Raw genomic sequence first — 14,550 nt, 5'->3', positions numbered from 1 at the left:
GGGCGACCGGGTAAATGCCGATGAATTATCCGACTTCGTGGCGTGAGCGCCAAGCGGCGAACCAGGCGCCGAATTCGGTCAGGTCGCTCAGCGTCACATCGGCCCCATGATCGCGCAGCTCTCCCGCCGTGTAAGGGCCGGTCGCGACCGTCACGCTGACAGTACCGCCCGCCCGCGCGGCCTCGATGTCCAGCACGTGATCACCGACATAGGCCGCCGCGCCGAAACGCGCGAGGGCCGTGCCCTTGGCTGCCCCGAAGACCGAGCCGGCCACCTCGTCCACGTCCAGCCCGAGCCGCCGCACTGTGCTCGTGGCGTCACGCGGGTTCTTGCCTGTCACCACGATGACCCTGCCACCACCGGCCCGCACGCTCTCGATCGCCTCATGAGCGCCGTCCATCGCGATGTGCGCCGGCACGCCCAGGTCGGGGTAGATCTCCCGGTAGAGGTCGGCCGCGTCCAGGATCGCCTCGGCGGGCAGCCAGTTGGCCAGCTCCTGCTCCAGCGGCGGGCCGAGCCGCGCGATGATCGCCTTGCTGTCGATCGGCACGCCCAGCCGCGAGGAGAGCTCGTCGTAAACCGCCGCGATCCCCGTCCGCGTATCGGCCAAAGTCATGTCCAGGTCGAATCCCACCGAAGTCACCACAGGTGAAGGATGCCAAAGACGGAGTCGTTACGCGTAACGGGCGCTTGTTGTGGGACCGTGGGAATGAAAGAAAGGAATTACTTATCGGGAGGGAGTGACCATGTCCGGCGCCCCACGACCACCTGCCCCGCGCTCCCTCAGCCCGTCAGGGGGCCTCGGCTCGGAGGTGCGGGCCTGATCCGGCGCGCCGCGCCGTGACGACTACGCTCCTTACCCGGAGGTATCAGGAAAGAGATGACGAGATCGCCAAGCGCGGGGGCCCGGTCCGAGAGGGCCGCCAACGGCCCCGCGAAGACCGGTGCGGGCGCCACGAGCACCCGTGCCCGGATCGTCGACGAGGCCCTGCGGCTCTTCGCCGAGCGCGGGTACGCCGCCACGTCCGTCGCCGAGATCGAGGCCGCCTCCGGGCTCTCCCCCGGCGCCGGGGGGCTCTACCGGCACTTCAAGTCCAAGTACGAGGTCCTCTCCGCGGCGATCAACGAGCACGCCGCCAGGACCCGCTCGCAGGTCGCCGAGAGCCTGGCCGAGCTGAGCAGCATGGAGACCTCGGCCGCCCTGGAGGCGCGGCTGTCGCGCCTGTGCCGCGCCGGGCTGGCCAAGGTTCGCGAGGAGTCGGAGCTGACCCGGGTCTTCTTCCGCGACCTCAGCCAGTTTCCCGAGCTGGTCGCGGTGGTGCGGGAGGGGCTGCTGCAACCCATGTTCGACGTGATCATCACCTGGTTCCGCGACCAGCCCGAATACCGTGACGCCGAGGTCGACTGGACGGGCATCGCCGCCGTGCTCGGCGGGTCGGTCGTGCACTACCGGCTGTTCCAGGAGACGGTGGGCGAGTCGCCGGGACACGCGGAGAAGGACCAGTTCGTGACCGCCTGGGTGCGGCTGGCCGTCGGCCTGCTGCCGAGCCCCGCCCCCGTCACCTGACCCCGTCCGCGTCGATCAGCCGGTAGACCAGCCAGGCGACGCCCGCACCTGTCCCGATCATGAACATCACGCCGCTGGCGTTGAAGAACTCGAGCACGAACGCCTGCAGGCCCGGCTCGTCGCCCACCCGCAGGCCGCCCACGACCACGCCGCCCGCGGTGTAGCCGAGCAGCGGAGCGCCGATCCCGATCAGCCGGTCGCGCAGCGCCCAGGGGTCGCTCATCATCACCAGCACCGCGCCGAACGCCCACACGATCACCGGCACCCGGAAGATGGCCACGGCGGGCAGGTCGAAGGGCACCATCAGCGCGGCCACCACGAGGATCACCAGGGCTGCGACCTCGCGCGGGTGGTGCTTGACGACGGTCCTGGCGTCCCTGCCGCCGGTCGCCATCGGGTTCGCGCTGGACATGGCCGCGCTGCGAAGCCGGGCGAACGGCAGGCCGCGCTCCCCGGCCACCCGCCGCTCGGCGAGCCGGCGGCCGCGCGCCACACCGGGCGGCAGCGCCGCGTCGTCCACGATCCTCGGGAACGCGGCCGTGCTGCCCGACCTCGCCGGCGAGGCCGTATCACCGGACGGGGAGACCGGCGCGGGCCCGAACGTGGGCAGGGCCGGGGTCGCCTGCTCGGGCACGGCCCCCGGCGCGGACTCCGCCAGCCTCCGCATCTCCCGCTCGACCAGGACGACCGGGTCGCCGAAGCGGGCGAGCACCTTGGACACCTGCCGGGCATTCTGGCTGCCGTGCCGCTCCGCCTCGATCCTGGCCCGCAGCCGCCTGGTGAAGTCGAGCCGCTGCTCCGGCCTCAGCACCCCGTGCGCCGCGTCAGCGGCTTTGCTGACGTAGTTGAGGATGAGCTGGTCCGCTCGCTCTATCACGCCTAGCAATGCTGCCCCAATCAGCAGGGACATACCATGGCAACGATGGAGTTCACGGAGTGGATCAGGGGGCGCACCGACGAGGAGCTGCGGACGCTGGTCTCCGCGCGTCCCGAGCTGATCACCCCGGTGCCCGCCCACATAGAGGGTCTGGCGTCACGGGCCGGCAGCCCTTCGGCGATCGCGCGCGTGCTCGACCGGCTGGACCGCTTCACCCTCGCCGTCGTCGAGACGCTGGCCGTACAGCAGGGGCCGATCAGGAAGACGGCGCTGCGCGAGCTGGTCGGCGGCGCGCTGGCCGCGGGCAGGCCCGAGCCCGCGCTGAGCGCCGCGCTGGACCGGCTGCGCGACCTGGCCCTCGTGTTCGGTCCCGACAGCGCGATCGACCTGGCCCCGGGCGTGCGCAAGGTGCTGGAGGACCCGGCGGGGCTGGGCCCGCCCGCCGACATGGTGTTCCGGCATCATCCGCCTGAGCAGCTGGAGGAGATGGCCGACGAGATCGCGCCCGGGACGGCGGGCTCCGGCAGGGAGCGCCTGGCCGCCGCGCTGGCCGAGCCGGGCGAGCTGATCGAGCAGGTCTCGCCCGAAGCCAGGGACGCGCTCGAACAGCTCGCCTGGGGGCCGCCGGCCGGCCGGGTGCCCAACGCCCGGCGGGAGGTGCGGATGGCCTCCGCCCGCTCGCCCATCGAGCAGCTCCTGGCCCGCGGCCTGATCGCGGCGACCGGCGAGGAGAGCGTGACGCTGCCGCGCGAGGTCGGCCTGCACCTGCGCGGCGGGCGGGTGCACCGCGACCTGCTGGCCGTGCCACCCGCCCTGGAAGGCGCCACCCGCGACCAGAAGCTCGCCGACCGGACCGCTGCCGGGCAGGCGTTCATGTTCGTCCGCGCGGTCGAGGAGCTGTGCGAGCGGTGGAGCATCGAGGCCCCCGGCGTGCTGCGCACCGGCGGGCTCGGGGTGCGCGACATGAAGCGCACGGCGAGTGAGCTGGACCTGCCCGAATGGGCGACCGCGCTGGTCGTGGAGGTCACGCACGCGGCCGGGCTGGTCGCGGCCGGTGGCAGCGTCGACGGCGAGTGGCTGCCGACCAGCGGCTACGACCTGTGGAGGGTCAGGGGCACCGCCGAGCGGTGGGTCGCGCTGGCCGTGACCTGGCTGCACATGGACCGGGTGCCCGGCCTGGTCGGCGAGCGCGACGACCGTGACCGGCCGCTCAACGCGCTCCACCCCGACCTGCGCCGCTCGTCCGCGCCCGTGGTGCGGGCCGCGACGCTGAGCGTGCTCGCCGCCGCGCCCGGCCTCGCGCCCACGCGCGACAGCGTCCTGCGACGGCTCGAATGGGAGCAGCCCCGCCGCCGCGGCCCGCTTCGCGAGCAGCTCACCGAGTTCGCGCTGCGCGAGGCCGAGCAACTCGGCCTCGCCGGGCTCGGCGCGCTGTCCGGCCACGGGCGCGCCCTGCTCGCGGGCGAGGACGCCGCCTCGGCGCTCGCGCCGCTGCTGCCCGAGCCCGTCGACCACGTGCTGCTGCAGGCCGACCTCACAGCCGTCGCGCCGGGGCCGCTGACCAGCGAGCTGAACCGCTGGATGACGCTGGCCGCCGACGTCGAGTCCAAGGGCGGCGCGACGGTCTACCGGTTCGGCGAGGGCTCCATCCGGCGCGCACTCGACGCCGGGCAGGGCGTCGAGGAGCTGCTCGCCATGCTGGAGCGCCACTCGGCCACGCCCATGCCGCAGGCGCTGTCCTACCTGGTCGCCGACGTCGGCCGCCGGCACGGCCGGATGCGCGTGGGCACCGCCGGCGCCTACATCCGCTGCGACGACCCGGCGCTGCTCGACCAGCTCACCGCCGACCGCCGCGCGGCCTCGCTACGCCTGCGCAGGCTGGCGCCCACGGTCATCGCCTCACGATCGTCCAGGGCCGCGCTGGTCGACTCGCTGCGCGCCATGGGGTACGCCCCCGTCCCCGAGTCGCTGGACGGCGACGTGATCCTCTCCCAGCTCGAAAGCAGGCGGACCGAGGGGCTGGCGCCGGCCCGGCCGGTCACCTCGTCCAACGGCCTCGACCCGCAGGTGACGACAGCCGCCGTACGCGCGCTGCGGGCCGGCGACGCCGCGCACCTGGCCCGCCGCGAGCCCGTCGACGCCCCCGGCGGCCAGATCCCGCGCAGTCCCGCCACCGCGACGATCTCCGTCCTGCAGGACGCGATCAGGCAGGGGGTGCGGGTGTGGATCGGCTACCTCGACTCGCAGGGCAACGCCACCTCCCGCATCCTGGAGCCCGCCAGGATGGAGGGCGGCTATCTGACCGCGTACGACGAGACCAGGGCCGCCGTCCACCGCTTCGCCCTTCACCGCATCACCGGCGTCTCAGGGATCTGATCCGGAGCCGGCGCGGGGACACTCTCACGCGTCACCCGGGCTCGCCATCGGCGTGTCGAGACGGACCACCTGGCCGGCCAGGGCCACGACCCTGGCCGGCGAGGGCAGGGTGGCCGCGTACGCCCTGGCCTCGGCCAGCTCGTGGCGGCTGCGGTGCGCCGTGCCTCCGAAGGCGGCCACGCACAGGTCGAACAGCTCGTCGGGGGCGGGCGGCTCCCAGGACTGTTCGACCTCCACCGCCGCCGTGGGCGCGCCGTTCCTGGTCATGACCAGGAAGCAGCCCACTTCGGCGAGCTCGCCGGCCAGCTTGATGAGGTCGTACCGGTCGTCGCCTCCCCCGATCCAGTCATGCAGCAGGTAGGCGCGGCCCGGCTCGAACTCCGTACGTGAGGCCGGCTCGGCCACCGTCGCCGCCGGGGAGAGCACCACGATGCCGCCGTCGGCGAGCGACATCCGCGAGAGCAGGGCTATGGCGCCCAGCCGCTTGCCTGTCGACTCGGCGCCCGTCAGGACGAGCAGGTGGCTCTCGGCCAGCCTGCGCACCGCTCCGGCGAAGCAGGGCGGCTCCAGGTAGGTGCGCAGGAGGCGGTCGACGTCGTACGGGCCGAGGTCCGCGATGACGGCCGGCGGGACCTCTCCGGCGACGGGCCCGCCGTCGAGCGTTTCCTCGCCGCTGAACGGGCCGTGGCAGGGGCGCTCCCGCTGCGGCTCAGTCGCGTGGTCCACGGGCCACCTCGGAACGGTCACCGTAAAGGGTGACGGTGGAAATATCACCGTAAGTCCACTCGCGGATACGGCTGGAAATATTCTTCAACCACAATTCCGGTCCAACGGATTCTTTCTTCCTTCGTAAGGATTCTCGACTGTCACCTTTCAACCCTTCTGACCAGGTCTTTTCCCGGAGGTCTCTGGCAGGTCGTACACAAGCGGACATAGCGATCATGCTCCCCATTTGCTCGTTCTTGTCATCCAGGGACAAGGCCGGAGTTGAGTTTCCATGGCAACATCGGCCTCAGAACTCACACAGTTACTTGACCTGGCCTCAGGAGAAACAGGAATCACCCCGAAGGCGGATTTATGCCTATTTAATGGGCGGTGATCCACCCTCCACAATGACTAGTCAGGCCCCGAATCTCCCTCTGAGCCACGACACCGAGGGTTGACGCCACCCCGCGAACCGCATCAAGTTAGGGCATGTGACCGAGCAAACGCTGAGCCGGTTGGCCGAAGAGTCGTGGACCAGGTTCGAGGACTACGACTCGGTGTTCTACGAGGGGGTCTGGCACCGCAGCCACACCCTGGCCGAACGCGCCCGCCGGACCTGCGGCGGATTCATCGAGGCGGGGATCCGGCCGGGAGACCGGGTGGTGATGATGATGGCCACCTCGCCGGAGGTGCCGCTCATCTACCAGGCGCTGTGGGCGGCCGGCGCGGTGGTGACGCCCGTGGTGTTCCTGGTGGGGGCCGAGGAGCTGCGGCACATCCTGCTCGACAGCGGCGCCTCCGCCGTCGTCACCTCGCCGGAGCTCGTCGCCACCGTGGAGGCCACCGGGGTGGACGTGCCGGTGTACGTCGACACCGCCGACCTCGAACGGGCACCGGAGCACGGGCCGGTGCCGAGGGACCCGGCGGACCTGGCCGCGCTGATGTACACGGGCGGCACCACGGGCAAGGCCAAGGGCGTCATGCTCAGCCACGCGGGCCTCTGGCAGGTCGCCAAGGCCTCCTACGAAACGTCCCACCAAGAGGGCATCAACCGCGCGATCGTGCCGGTCCCCCTCTCCCATGCGTACGGCCTGATCGTCACCGTCGCCGGCCTGCACGCCACCGAGCCGCCGCAGGCCGTGCTCATGCGCTGGTTCGAACCCAAGGCGTTCCTCCACCTGGCGGCCGAGCAGCACGTGCGGTACGGCACCGTGGTCCCGGCCATGCTCCAGATGCTCCTGGCCGAGCCGCTGGAGTCACACCCGCTGCCCGACCTGGCCTTCCTCACGTGCGGAGCGGCCCCGCTCGGCAGGGACGTGCTGGAGGAGTTCGAGCGGCGGATGCCGGGCACGCAGATCCTCGAAGGCTACGGCCTGACCGAGACCAGCGCCGTGACCACGTTCAACCCGCCGGGCAGGCGCAAGGTGGGCAGCGTCGGCCTGCCGCTCCCCGGCTACACGATCACGATCCGCGACTCCTGGGGAGAAGCCGTGGAAACCGGTGACGTCGGCGAGATCTGCGTGTCGGGCGAGTCGCTGATGCGCGGCTACTGGGGCGAGCACGAGCCCGACCCCGAGGGCACCGCGCTGGTGGAAGGCGAGCTGCGCACCGGCGACATCGGCTGTCTGGACGACGACGGCTACCTCCATGTCGTGGACAGGAAGAAGGATCTGATCATCCGGGGCGGCTTCAACGTGTTCCCGCGCGACGTGGAGGACGCGCTGAACGAGCACCCGGACGTGGTGATGTCGGGCGTCGTGGGCCGCCCCGACCCGCGTCTCGGCGAGGAGGTCGTCGCCTTCGTCCAGCTCAGAGCGGGCGGCACCGCCACCGCGGAGGAGCTGATGACCTGGTCCCGTGACCGGGTGGGCCGGGTGAAGTACCCGCGCGAGGTCGTCTTCGTCGACTCGATCCCCGTCACGAGCGTGCTCAAGCTCGACCGCAAGGCTCTACGGGCCAGGCTCAGGAACGCATAGGCCGGCTGTTCGAGGGCACCACGACGAAGGTCGTGGTCCTGGGCGTGCCGGGATCCATGACGGTGCCGCACAACCAGGTCAGGCGCGTGTCTAATCCGTGATAAATGTTGACCTGACAGGAGGTGGCATGAGCCAGGAAGAGCCCCCAGGCGGATATCCCTACCAGCCCTACGGCGCGCCGTACGGCCAGCAGCCACCCCCGCAGTATGGCTACGGATATCCACCGCCGCCACGCCCCACAGGCCCGAGCGCCAACGCGATCGTCTCGCTCGTCCTCAACCTGATCGCCATCGTCAGCTGCTGCAACATCCTGGCCATCCCGGGCGCGATCCTCGCGGGCCTGTCCCTCAGGTCCGGCACCGACCCCGACAAGGCCCGCAGCATGGTGATCTGGAGCTGGGTCCTGTTCGGGCTGGGCTTCGTGCTGACCATCTCCACCTTCATCTTCCTCGGCGTCAACGGCTATCTCGACGACTAGTCAGGTTCGGGGACTGATTCGGCCGCCGCGCGTGTTGGATAGGCGTCAACCTAGAAGGGATGTCTGCGTGAACGACGGCCCGCTCATCGTCCAATCGGACAAGACGCTGCTGCTCGAGGTCGACCACGAGAAGGCCGCCGAGTGCCGCAAGGCGATCGCGCCGTTCGCCGAGCTCGAGCGCGCGCCCGAGCACGTGCACACCTACCGCGTCACGCCGCTGGCGCTGTGGAACGCGCGTGCCGCCGGGCACGACGCCGAGCAGGTCATCGACGCGCTGATCGGTCACAGCCGCTACCCGGTGCCGCACGCGCTGCTCGTCGACATCGCCGAGACCATGGCCCGCTACGGCCGGCTCAGGCTGGAGAAGGACCCGGCCAACGGCCTGGTGCTGACCTCCACCGACAGGGCCGTGCTCGAAGAGGTGCTGCGCTCGAAGAAGATCCAGCCGATGCTGGGCGAGCGCCTCGGCCCCGACTCGGTCGCGGTGCATCCGAGCGACCGGGGCAACGTCAAGCAGGCGCTGCTCAAGCTCGGCTGGCCCGCCGAGGACCTCGCCGGTTACGTCGACGGCGAGCACCACTCGATCAAGCTCCTCCAGGACGGCTGGACGCTGCGGCCCTACCAGCAGGACGCGGCCGACGCGTTCTGGCACGGCGGCTCCGGCGTGGTGGTGCTGCCCTGCGGCGCCGGCAAGACGATCGTCGGCGCGGCCGCGATGGCGCACGCCCAGGCGACCACGCTCATCATGGTCACCAACACGGTCTCGGCCCACCAGTGGAAGCAGGAGCTGCTCAAGCGCACCTCGCTGACCGAGGACGAGATCGGCGAATACTCCGGCTCCAAGAAGGAGATCCGCCCGGTCACCATCGCCACCTACCAGGTGATGACCACCAGGCGTAAGGGCGTCTACAGCCATCTGGAGCTGTTCGACGCGCGCGACTGGGGTCTGATCGTGTACGACGAGGTGCACCTGCTGCCCGCGCCGATCTTCCGGATGACCGCCGACCTGCAGGCCCGCAGGCGCGTCGGGCTGACGGCGACGCTGGTGCGCGAGGACGGCCGTGAGGGTGACGTGTTCTCCCTGATCGGTCCCAAGCGCTACGACGCGCCCTGGAAGGAGATGGAGCACCAGGGCTGGATCGCACCGGCCGACTGCGTCGAGGTCCGCGTCACGCTGACCGACGAGGAGCGGCTGGCGTACGCGATGGCCGAGGCGGAGGAGCGCTACCGCTTCTGCGCCACCACGCCGTCCAAGACGCACGTGACGGAGGCGCTGGTCCGCCGCCACCTGGGCGAGCAGGTGCTGGTCATCGGCCAGTACATCGACCAGCTCGACGAGCTGGGCGAGCACCTGAACGCGCCGGTCATCAAGGGCGAGACCCGGATCAAGGAGCGCGAGCGGCTCTATCAGGCGTTCCGCGACAAGGAGATCCAGGTCCTGGTGGTGTCGAAGGTGGCGAACTTCTCCATCGACCTGCCCGAGGCCGCCGTGGCGATCCAGGTGTCGGGGACGTTCGGCTCCCGGCAGGAGGAGGCACAGCGGCTCGGCCGGGTGCTGCGGCCCAAGGCCGACGGTGGCGGGGCGCGCTTCTACACGGTGGTGAGCAGGGACACCGTGGACCAGGAGTTCGCGGCGCATCGCCAGCGGTTCCTGGCCGAGCAGGGTTACGCCTATCAGATCATCGACGCCGACGACGTGCTCGGCGGGGTGTGAGACCGAGAGTGTGACACTGGGGCGCGAGGCCGGGCCGTGAGCCCGGCCGCCCGTCAAGAGCGGCCAGGCACTACAGCCTTACGTCCACGAGACTCCGCGGGCCGTCGACAATCGAACCACCCCCCTCACTGCGTCCTCTCAACGTCGCTGCCGGATCCGGCAGCGACATACCCTGATGATCCGACAATCCCACCTGGTATGCCCGGATTTTTCGGTATTTCCAAGGTTCGTTACATCGCCGTGGCCCTCGCGAGATCGGTCACCTCGCCAGCATGCCGCCGAAGAACAGCACCCCTTCGGCGGCGATCCACGCCACGACGGCGACCCCCATGAACCTGCTGAACGTCCGCGGATCGCGCCTGGACGACGGGATCAGCCAGGCCGCCGCGGTGCAGCACGCGGCGACGGCCGCGAACAGCCCCGACACCGTGGAGACCGTAGCAAGCCGCTGCGAGCAGGCCGGCGACGACTCGCCGCCCGCACAGAACGCCTCCAACCCCCAGCCCGCGAACACCGACAGGGCCCAGAGCGCCGCCAGCAGGAAGCTCGCGATGGTGGGAATGATCGGCGAGATGCCGATCCGGACGCGCGCCACGCCGGATTCCTACCCTGCGGCGGGCCCGGCTAAATGCTTTGGAGGTCCGCCAGCGCGAGCACTAAACTGGCGGATTCGCTGCCTTGATGACCACCTCCGATCACGACCGGGAGGCACTTTCGCATGCCCGCACACCAATTGGCCCCCGACATACCCTCCGACGTGCTCGCCGACGAGCAGGCACACCTCGCCCGGTCCAGGGCCGCGCTGCAGGCCATGCGCACGCACGCGCAGTCACTGTCGGCCGACGCGGCCGGCGACTGGGTCTCGCAGCAGATCCTGCAGTCGCTGCTCGACCAGCGGGTCGCCGCGCTGGCGGACCACCCGGACACGCCGCTGTTCTTCGGCCGGCTCGACCGCTCCGCCGACGACGACCTGCCGCCCACCATCTACGTGGGCCGCCGTCACGTGCACGACGGCACCAGCCGCCCTCTGGTGATCGACTGGCGCGCCCCGGTGTCTCGCGCCTTCTACCAGGCCAGCCCCACCGACCCGATGGGCGTGGCGCTGAGGCGGCGCTTCGGCTATCACGGCGGCGCGCTGACCGCGTTCGAGGACGAGCCACTGGGCGAGGGCGCCGAGGTCGGCCCGTCCCAGATCCTCACCGACGAGATCGAACGCCCGCGCACCGGCCCGATGCGCGACATCGTCGCCACCATCCAGCCCGACCAGGACGAGATCGTCCGCGCCACGCTGGCCCAGACCGTGTGCGTGCAGGGGGCTCCCGGCACCGGCAAGACCGCGGTCGGCCTCCACCGGGCCGCCTACCTGCTCTTCACCCACCGCGAGCGGCTCGCCAGGTCAGGCGTGATGATCGTCGGCCCGAACCGCGCGTTCCTCTCCTACATCTCCTCCGTGCTGCCCGCGCTGGGCGAGATCAAGGTCGACCAGACCACCGTGGCCGGCCTGCTCGGCGAGCACGCGACGCCGGAGGACCCGATGGTCTCGGCCGTCAAGGGCGACGCCCGCATGGCCGAGGTGCTGCGGCGAGCCCTCTGGCTGCACATCGTGAAGCCGGAGGAGGGCCTGGTCTTCAGCAAGGGCGCCTACCGCCACCGGGTGGCCGATTACGAGGTACGCGAGATCGTGGCCTCCCTGCGCGGCACCACCCGCTACGGCCCCGGCCGCGCGGCCCTGGCGCAGCGCCTGGCGCACCAGGTCCTCGTCCGGATGGAGCAGCGCGGCGAGTCGCCCGACGACCGGGTGCAGGACGCGGTGGCCCGCTCCAAGCCGGTCAAGCAGCTCGTGGACGCGATCTGGCCGAAACTGACCCCCGAACAGGTCCTCTTCCGCCTCCTGTCGGACGAGGAGTTCCTCACCAGAGCCACCAAATCCGACTTGTCGCCCGACGAGCAGCAAATGCTTCTATGGCGGAAGCCGTACCGGGGCTGGAAGTCCGCGAAGTGGTCGGCGGCCGACGCCGCGCTCCTGGACGAGCTCGGCGACCTCATCGAGCGCACCTCCTCGATCGGCCACCTCGTCGTCGACGAGGCGCAGGACCTGTCGGAGATGCAGCTGCGCGCCCTCGGCCGCCGCTGCCGCAACGGCTCCGCCACCGTGCTCGGCGACCTCGCCCAGGGCACCACCCCCTGGTCGACCAGCTCCTGGCAGTCGGTGCTCAAGCATCTCGGCCAGGAGGGCGAGGTCACCGAGCTGACGCTCGGCTTCCGCGTGCCGCGCGAGGTCCTCGACTACGCCGCCCGCCTGCTTCCCTCCATCGCCCCCGACCTCGCCGCCCCCCGCTCGCTGCGCCCCGGCGCGGGCTCACTGTCCGTACGGCCGGGCGGCGAGCTCGGTCAGGCCGTCGCCGACGCACTCTCCCGAGAGGGCTCGATCGGCGTCATCGTGCCCGACGCCATGACCGCCGAGGTCTCCGCCTCGCTGGCGGGCACTCCCCACGCCGTGCTCGGGCCGGACTCCACCGACGAGCACCGGCTGCTGATCGTCCCCGCGACGCTGGCCAAGGGTCTGGAGTACGACCACGTGATCGTGGTGGAGCCGGCGGACATCGTCGAGGCGGAGCCCCGGGGCCTGGCCCGCCTGTATGTGGTGCTGACCCGGGCCGTCACCTCCCTCACGGTCCTGCACCACAAGCCCCTGCCCGCCCAGCTCACCGCCTGACGCCCCCGGCGCGGCCCACTCCCGGGCCGCGCCGGGTGCGCAGGCGGCCGCGACCGCGGCTCCTAAGATGACGACAGGAAGCTCTCAACCGAGGAGGATGCCGTGCCGGCACCGCTGCCACACGAATACCTGCCGTCAGTTCCCGCGCTCGTGGTCGAGAGCGACGACGTGACGGACGGCGAGAGGCTGAACGACCTCCACGTCTTCAACGACTGGGGCATGACGGGCCAGAACCTGTCCCCCGCCCTCCGCTGGTCCGGCGCCCCCGCGGAGACCCGCGGCTACGCCGTGACCTGCTTCGACCCCGACGCCCCCACCGGCAGCGGGTTCTGGCACTGGGTGCTGTTCGACATCCCCGCCGACGTCACCGAGCTGCCCACCAGAGCGGGCACCGGCCCCGAGTTCAAGGGCCTGCCGCAGGGCGCCACCCACGCCCGCAACGACTACGGCACCAAGGAGTACGGCGGCGCCGCGCCCCCGCCCGGCGACCCGCACCGCTACGTCTACACCGTGCACGCCCTGTCGGTGGACAGGCTGGGTGTGGACAGCGACACCAGCCCGGCGGTGGTCGGCTTCAACATCACCGCCAACACCCTGGCCCGAGGCCACATCGTCGCCCACTACGGCATCTGACTCGATGTCGCGCCCTCCCGGGAGGGCGCCGATCCTTGAGCTGCTAGGTTCAGCGGCCATGAGCGCTCCCGGGATCGACATCCGTGCCGGCGGCCTGGACGACGTGGACCCCATCCTGGACTTCTGGGTCCAGGCCGCCGAAGGCACCGACCGCCGCGACTCCGCCGACAAGGTGATCGCGCTGATCGAACGCGACCCGGAGGCGCTGCTGATCGCCGAGCTGACCGGCGAGCTCGTCGGCACCCTCATCGCCGGCTGGGACGGCTGGCGGGCCCACCTCTACCGCCTCGCCGTCCACCCGGCCCACCGCCGCAAGGGCATCGCCACGCGCCTGCTGTCGGCCGCGGAGGCACGCTTCACCACTTTCGGCGCCTTCCGCGCCGACGCCATGGTCCTCCACGACAACACCCTCGCCCACCCGGCCTGGACCGCCGCCGGCTACTCCCCCCAGCCGGAGTGGTCCCGCTGGGTGAAGCTCCTCCCCCGAGAAATCTGACCCCTCAGCAACACCCGCATCTCCTTTACGGCCAGCCCGCTTCAATCACCGCACGGATCAGAGTCTCTTTTACGGCCAGCCTGGTTCAACCACCCGCCGCACCGATCTCAGAGTCTCCTTTTTTACGGCCAGCCTGGTTCAACCCCCCGCCGCACGGGGTTGCGGGCCTCCAGGGAAACGGCCGCTGACCGGACGGTGGCCGGCCGCCGTTACGCGAGCCCATACTTGCCCATCCGCCAAGCGAATTGTCATCCGGCTCCCCCTCCGAGCACGCTCCTCACACACGCTCCCCACACGCCTTCCACCCAGCTCGTGGCGCTGCATGACCCAAATCCGCGCCACGCCGGAGGTCCACGATGGCCGGAAGCCTAGAGATCAGAGGCGTTGGAGCCTGAAGGCACCGGAGCCTGAAGGCACCGGAGACTCAAGGCGCTGAAGGCTTGAGGTCCTAAAGGCCCAAGATCCTGAAGGCTTGAGGTTCTGCCGGCTTGAGGTTCTGAAGGCCGGGGGGCGCTGGTGGTCGAGGTGCGAGACGAGAGGCGGGAGGCTCTGGAGGCCATCCGCAAGGCTGCCTTCACAGCTGCAGGCGGCGACGCGACCAGAGGCTGACGAAGAACACGGGTCGGCCATGACGAGGCGACGTGTTGCCTGATGAGCGCAGGGCTCACGCGTCACCTGGCAGACGGGCAAGTATGGGCTCGCGTAACGGCGGCCGGCCACCGTCCGGTCAGCGGCCGTTTCCCTGGAGGCCCGCAACCCCGTGCGGTGGGTGGCTGAACCAGGCTGGCCGTAAAAGAGACTCTGAGATCCGTGCGGGGGGTGGCTGAACCAGGCTGGCCGTAACAAAGAATGATCTGGTCGCGGACTGTCGCGAAATCAGAGCGACCCGAGCCGGAGAACCGGCTCGGGTCGCTCTTGAGTGTGCCGTCCATCCAGGGGATGGACGAGAACTTCGACCTAGAAGTCCATGTCGCCGCCGCCGGGCATGGCGGGAGCGGCAGGGGTCTTCTCG

12 protein-coding genes are annotated in these 14,550 nt (G+C 70.8%); 8 read left to right on the top strand and 4 right to left on the bottom strand.

Annotated features, from left to right (window positions below; all coding sequences use genetic code 11):
- Positions 1-25: 25 nt before the first annotated feature.
- The gene (locus V5E28_RS27620; RefSeq protein WP_336210701.1) at positions 26-646 is read right to left on the bottom strand and encodes an HAD family hydrolase; all 621 of its coding nucleotides are present in this window, start codon (positions 644-646) and stop codon (positions 26-28) included.
- A gap of 234 nt (positions 647-880) precedes the next feature.
- Here V5E28_RS27620 and V5E28_RS27615 point away from each other — a divergent pair, with 234 nt between their 5' ends.
- A complete protein-coding gene (locus tag V5E28_RS27615; RefSeq protein ID WP_336210699.1) occupies positions 881-1,567 on the top strand; it encodes a TetR/AcrR family transcriptional regulator in 687 nt (228 codons plus the stop codon).
- Here V5E28_RS27615 and V5E28_RS27610 read toward each other — a convergent pair.
- Complete coding sequence (locus V5E28_RS27610) at positions 1,560-2,444, bottom strand: hypothetical protein (RefSeq protein WP_336210698.1); 885 nt, start codon at positions 2,442-2,444, stop codon at positions 1,560-1,562. The two genes, V5E28_RS27615 and V5E28_RS27610, sit on opposite strands and share 8 nt — an antisense overlap.
- Positions 2,445-2,489: 45 nt before the next feature.
- Here V5E28_RS27610 and V5E28_RS27605 point away from each other — a divergent pair, with 45 nt between their 5' ends.
- Positions 2,490-4,820: a helicase C-terminal domain-containing protein gene (locus V5E28_RS27605; RefSeq protein WP_336210696.1), complete on the top strand. Its 2,331-nt coding sequence runs from the start codon at positions 2,490-2,492 to the stop codon at positions 4,818-4,820.
- Between the two features lie 24 nt (positions 4,821-4,844).
- On the opposite strand, the gene V5E28_RS27600 is transcribed toward V5E28_RS27605, so the two are convergent.
- Complete coding sequence (locus V5E28_RS27600; RefSeq protein ID WP_336210695.1) at positions 4,845-5,546, bottom strand: hypothetical protein; 702 nt, start codon at positions 5,544-5,546, stop codon at positions 4,845-4,847.
- Between the two features lie 470 nt (positions 5,547-6,016).
- On the opposite strand from V5E28_RS27600, the gene V5E28_RS27595 reads away from it, so the two are divergent.
- The 3 genes from V5E28_RS27595 (at position 6,017) to V5E28_RS27585 (ending at position 9,693) form a co-directional block, all read left to right on the top strand.
- Positions 6,017-7,501 (top strand): AMP-binding protein, encoded by a 1,485-nt coding sequence (locus V5E28_RS27595; protein WP_336210693.1) that lies wholly within the window; start codon positions 6,017-6,019, stop codon positions 7,499-7,501.
- Between the two features lie 127 nt (positions 7,502-7,628).
- Positions 7,629-7,979, top strand: coding sequence for a hypothetical protein (locus tag V5E28_RS27590; RefSeq protein WP_336210690.1), 351 nt, complete (start codon positions 7,629-7,631; stop codon positions 7,977-7,979).
- A 67-nt stretch (positions 7,980-8,046) separates the two neighbouring features.
- Entirely contained in the window at positions 8,047-9,693 is a 1,647-nt protein-coding gene (locus tag V5E28_RS27585) for a DNA repair helicase XPB (protein WP_336210689.1), read from the top strand.
- A 259-nt stretch (positions 9,694-9,952) separates the two neighbouring features.
- On the opposite strand, the gene V5E28_RS27580 is transcribed toward V5E28_RS27585, so the two are convergent.
- On the bottom strand, positions 9,953-10,288 hold the full coding sequence (locus V5E28_RS27580; protein WP_336210686.1) for a hypothetical protein: 336 nt from the start codon (positions 10,286-10,288) through the stop codon (positions 9,953-9,955).
- Positions 10,289-10,411: 123 nt separating this feature from the next.
- On the opposite strand from V5E28_RS27580, the gene V5E28_RS27575 reads away from it, so the two are divergent.
- The 3 genes from V5E28_RS27575 (at position 10,412) to V5E28_RS27565 (ending at position 13,538) form a co-directional block, all read left to right on the top strand.
- The gene (locus V5E28_RS27575; RefSeq protein ID WP_336210684.1) at positions 10,412-12,409 is read left to right on the top strand and encodes a HelD family protein; all 1,998 of its coding nucleotides are present in this window, start codon (positions 10,412-10,414) and stop codon (positions 12,407-12,409) included.
- A 102-nt stretch (positions 12,410-12,511) separates the two neighbouring features.
- Positions 12,512-13,042 carry a YbhB/YbcL family Raf kinase inhibitor-like protein gene (locus V5E28_RS27570; protein WP_336210681.1) on the top strand — a complete coding sequence of 177 codons (531 nt, stop codon included), beginning with the start codon at positions 12,512-12,514 and terminating at the stop codon, positions 13,040-13,042.
- 58 nt (positions 13,043-13,100) lie between these two features.
- Positions 13,101-13,538 (top strand): GNAT family N-acetyltransferase, encoded by a 438-nt coding sequence (locus tag V5E28_RS27565; protein ID WP_336210678.1) that lies wholly within the window; start codon positions 13,101-13,103, stop codon positions 13,536-13,538.
- The last annotated feature ends 1,012 nt before the right edge of the window (positions 13,539-14,550 follow it).

This window comes from Nonomuraea sp. LPB2021202275-12-8 (genome assembly GCF_037044575.1).
In the GTDB taxonomy this organism is placed as follows: domain Bacteria; phylum Actinomycetota; class Actinomycetes; order Streptosporangiales; family Streptosporangiaceae; genus Nonomuraea.
The sequence above is the reverse complement of the archived record's forward strand: the minus strand, read 5'-3'. Positions and strand labels throughout refer to the sequence as shown.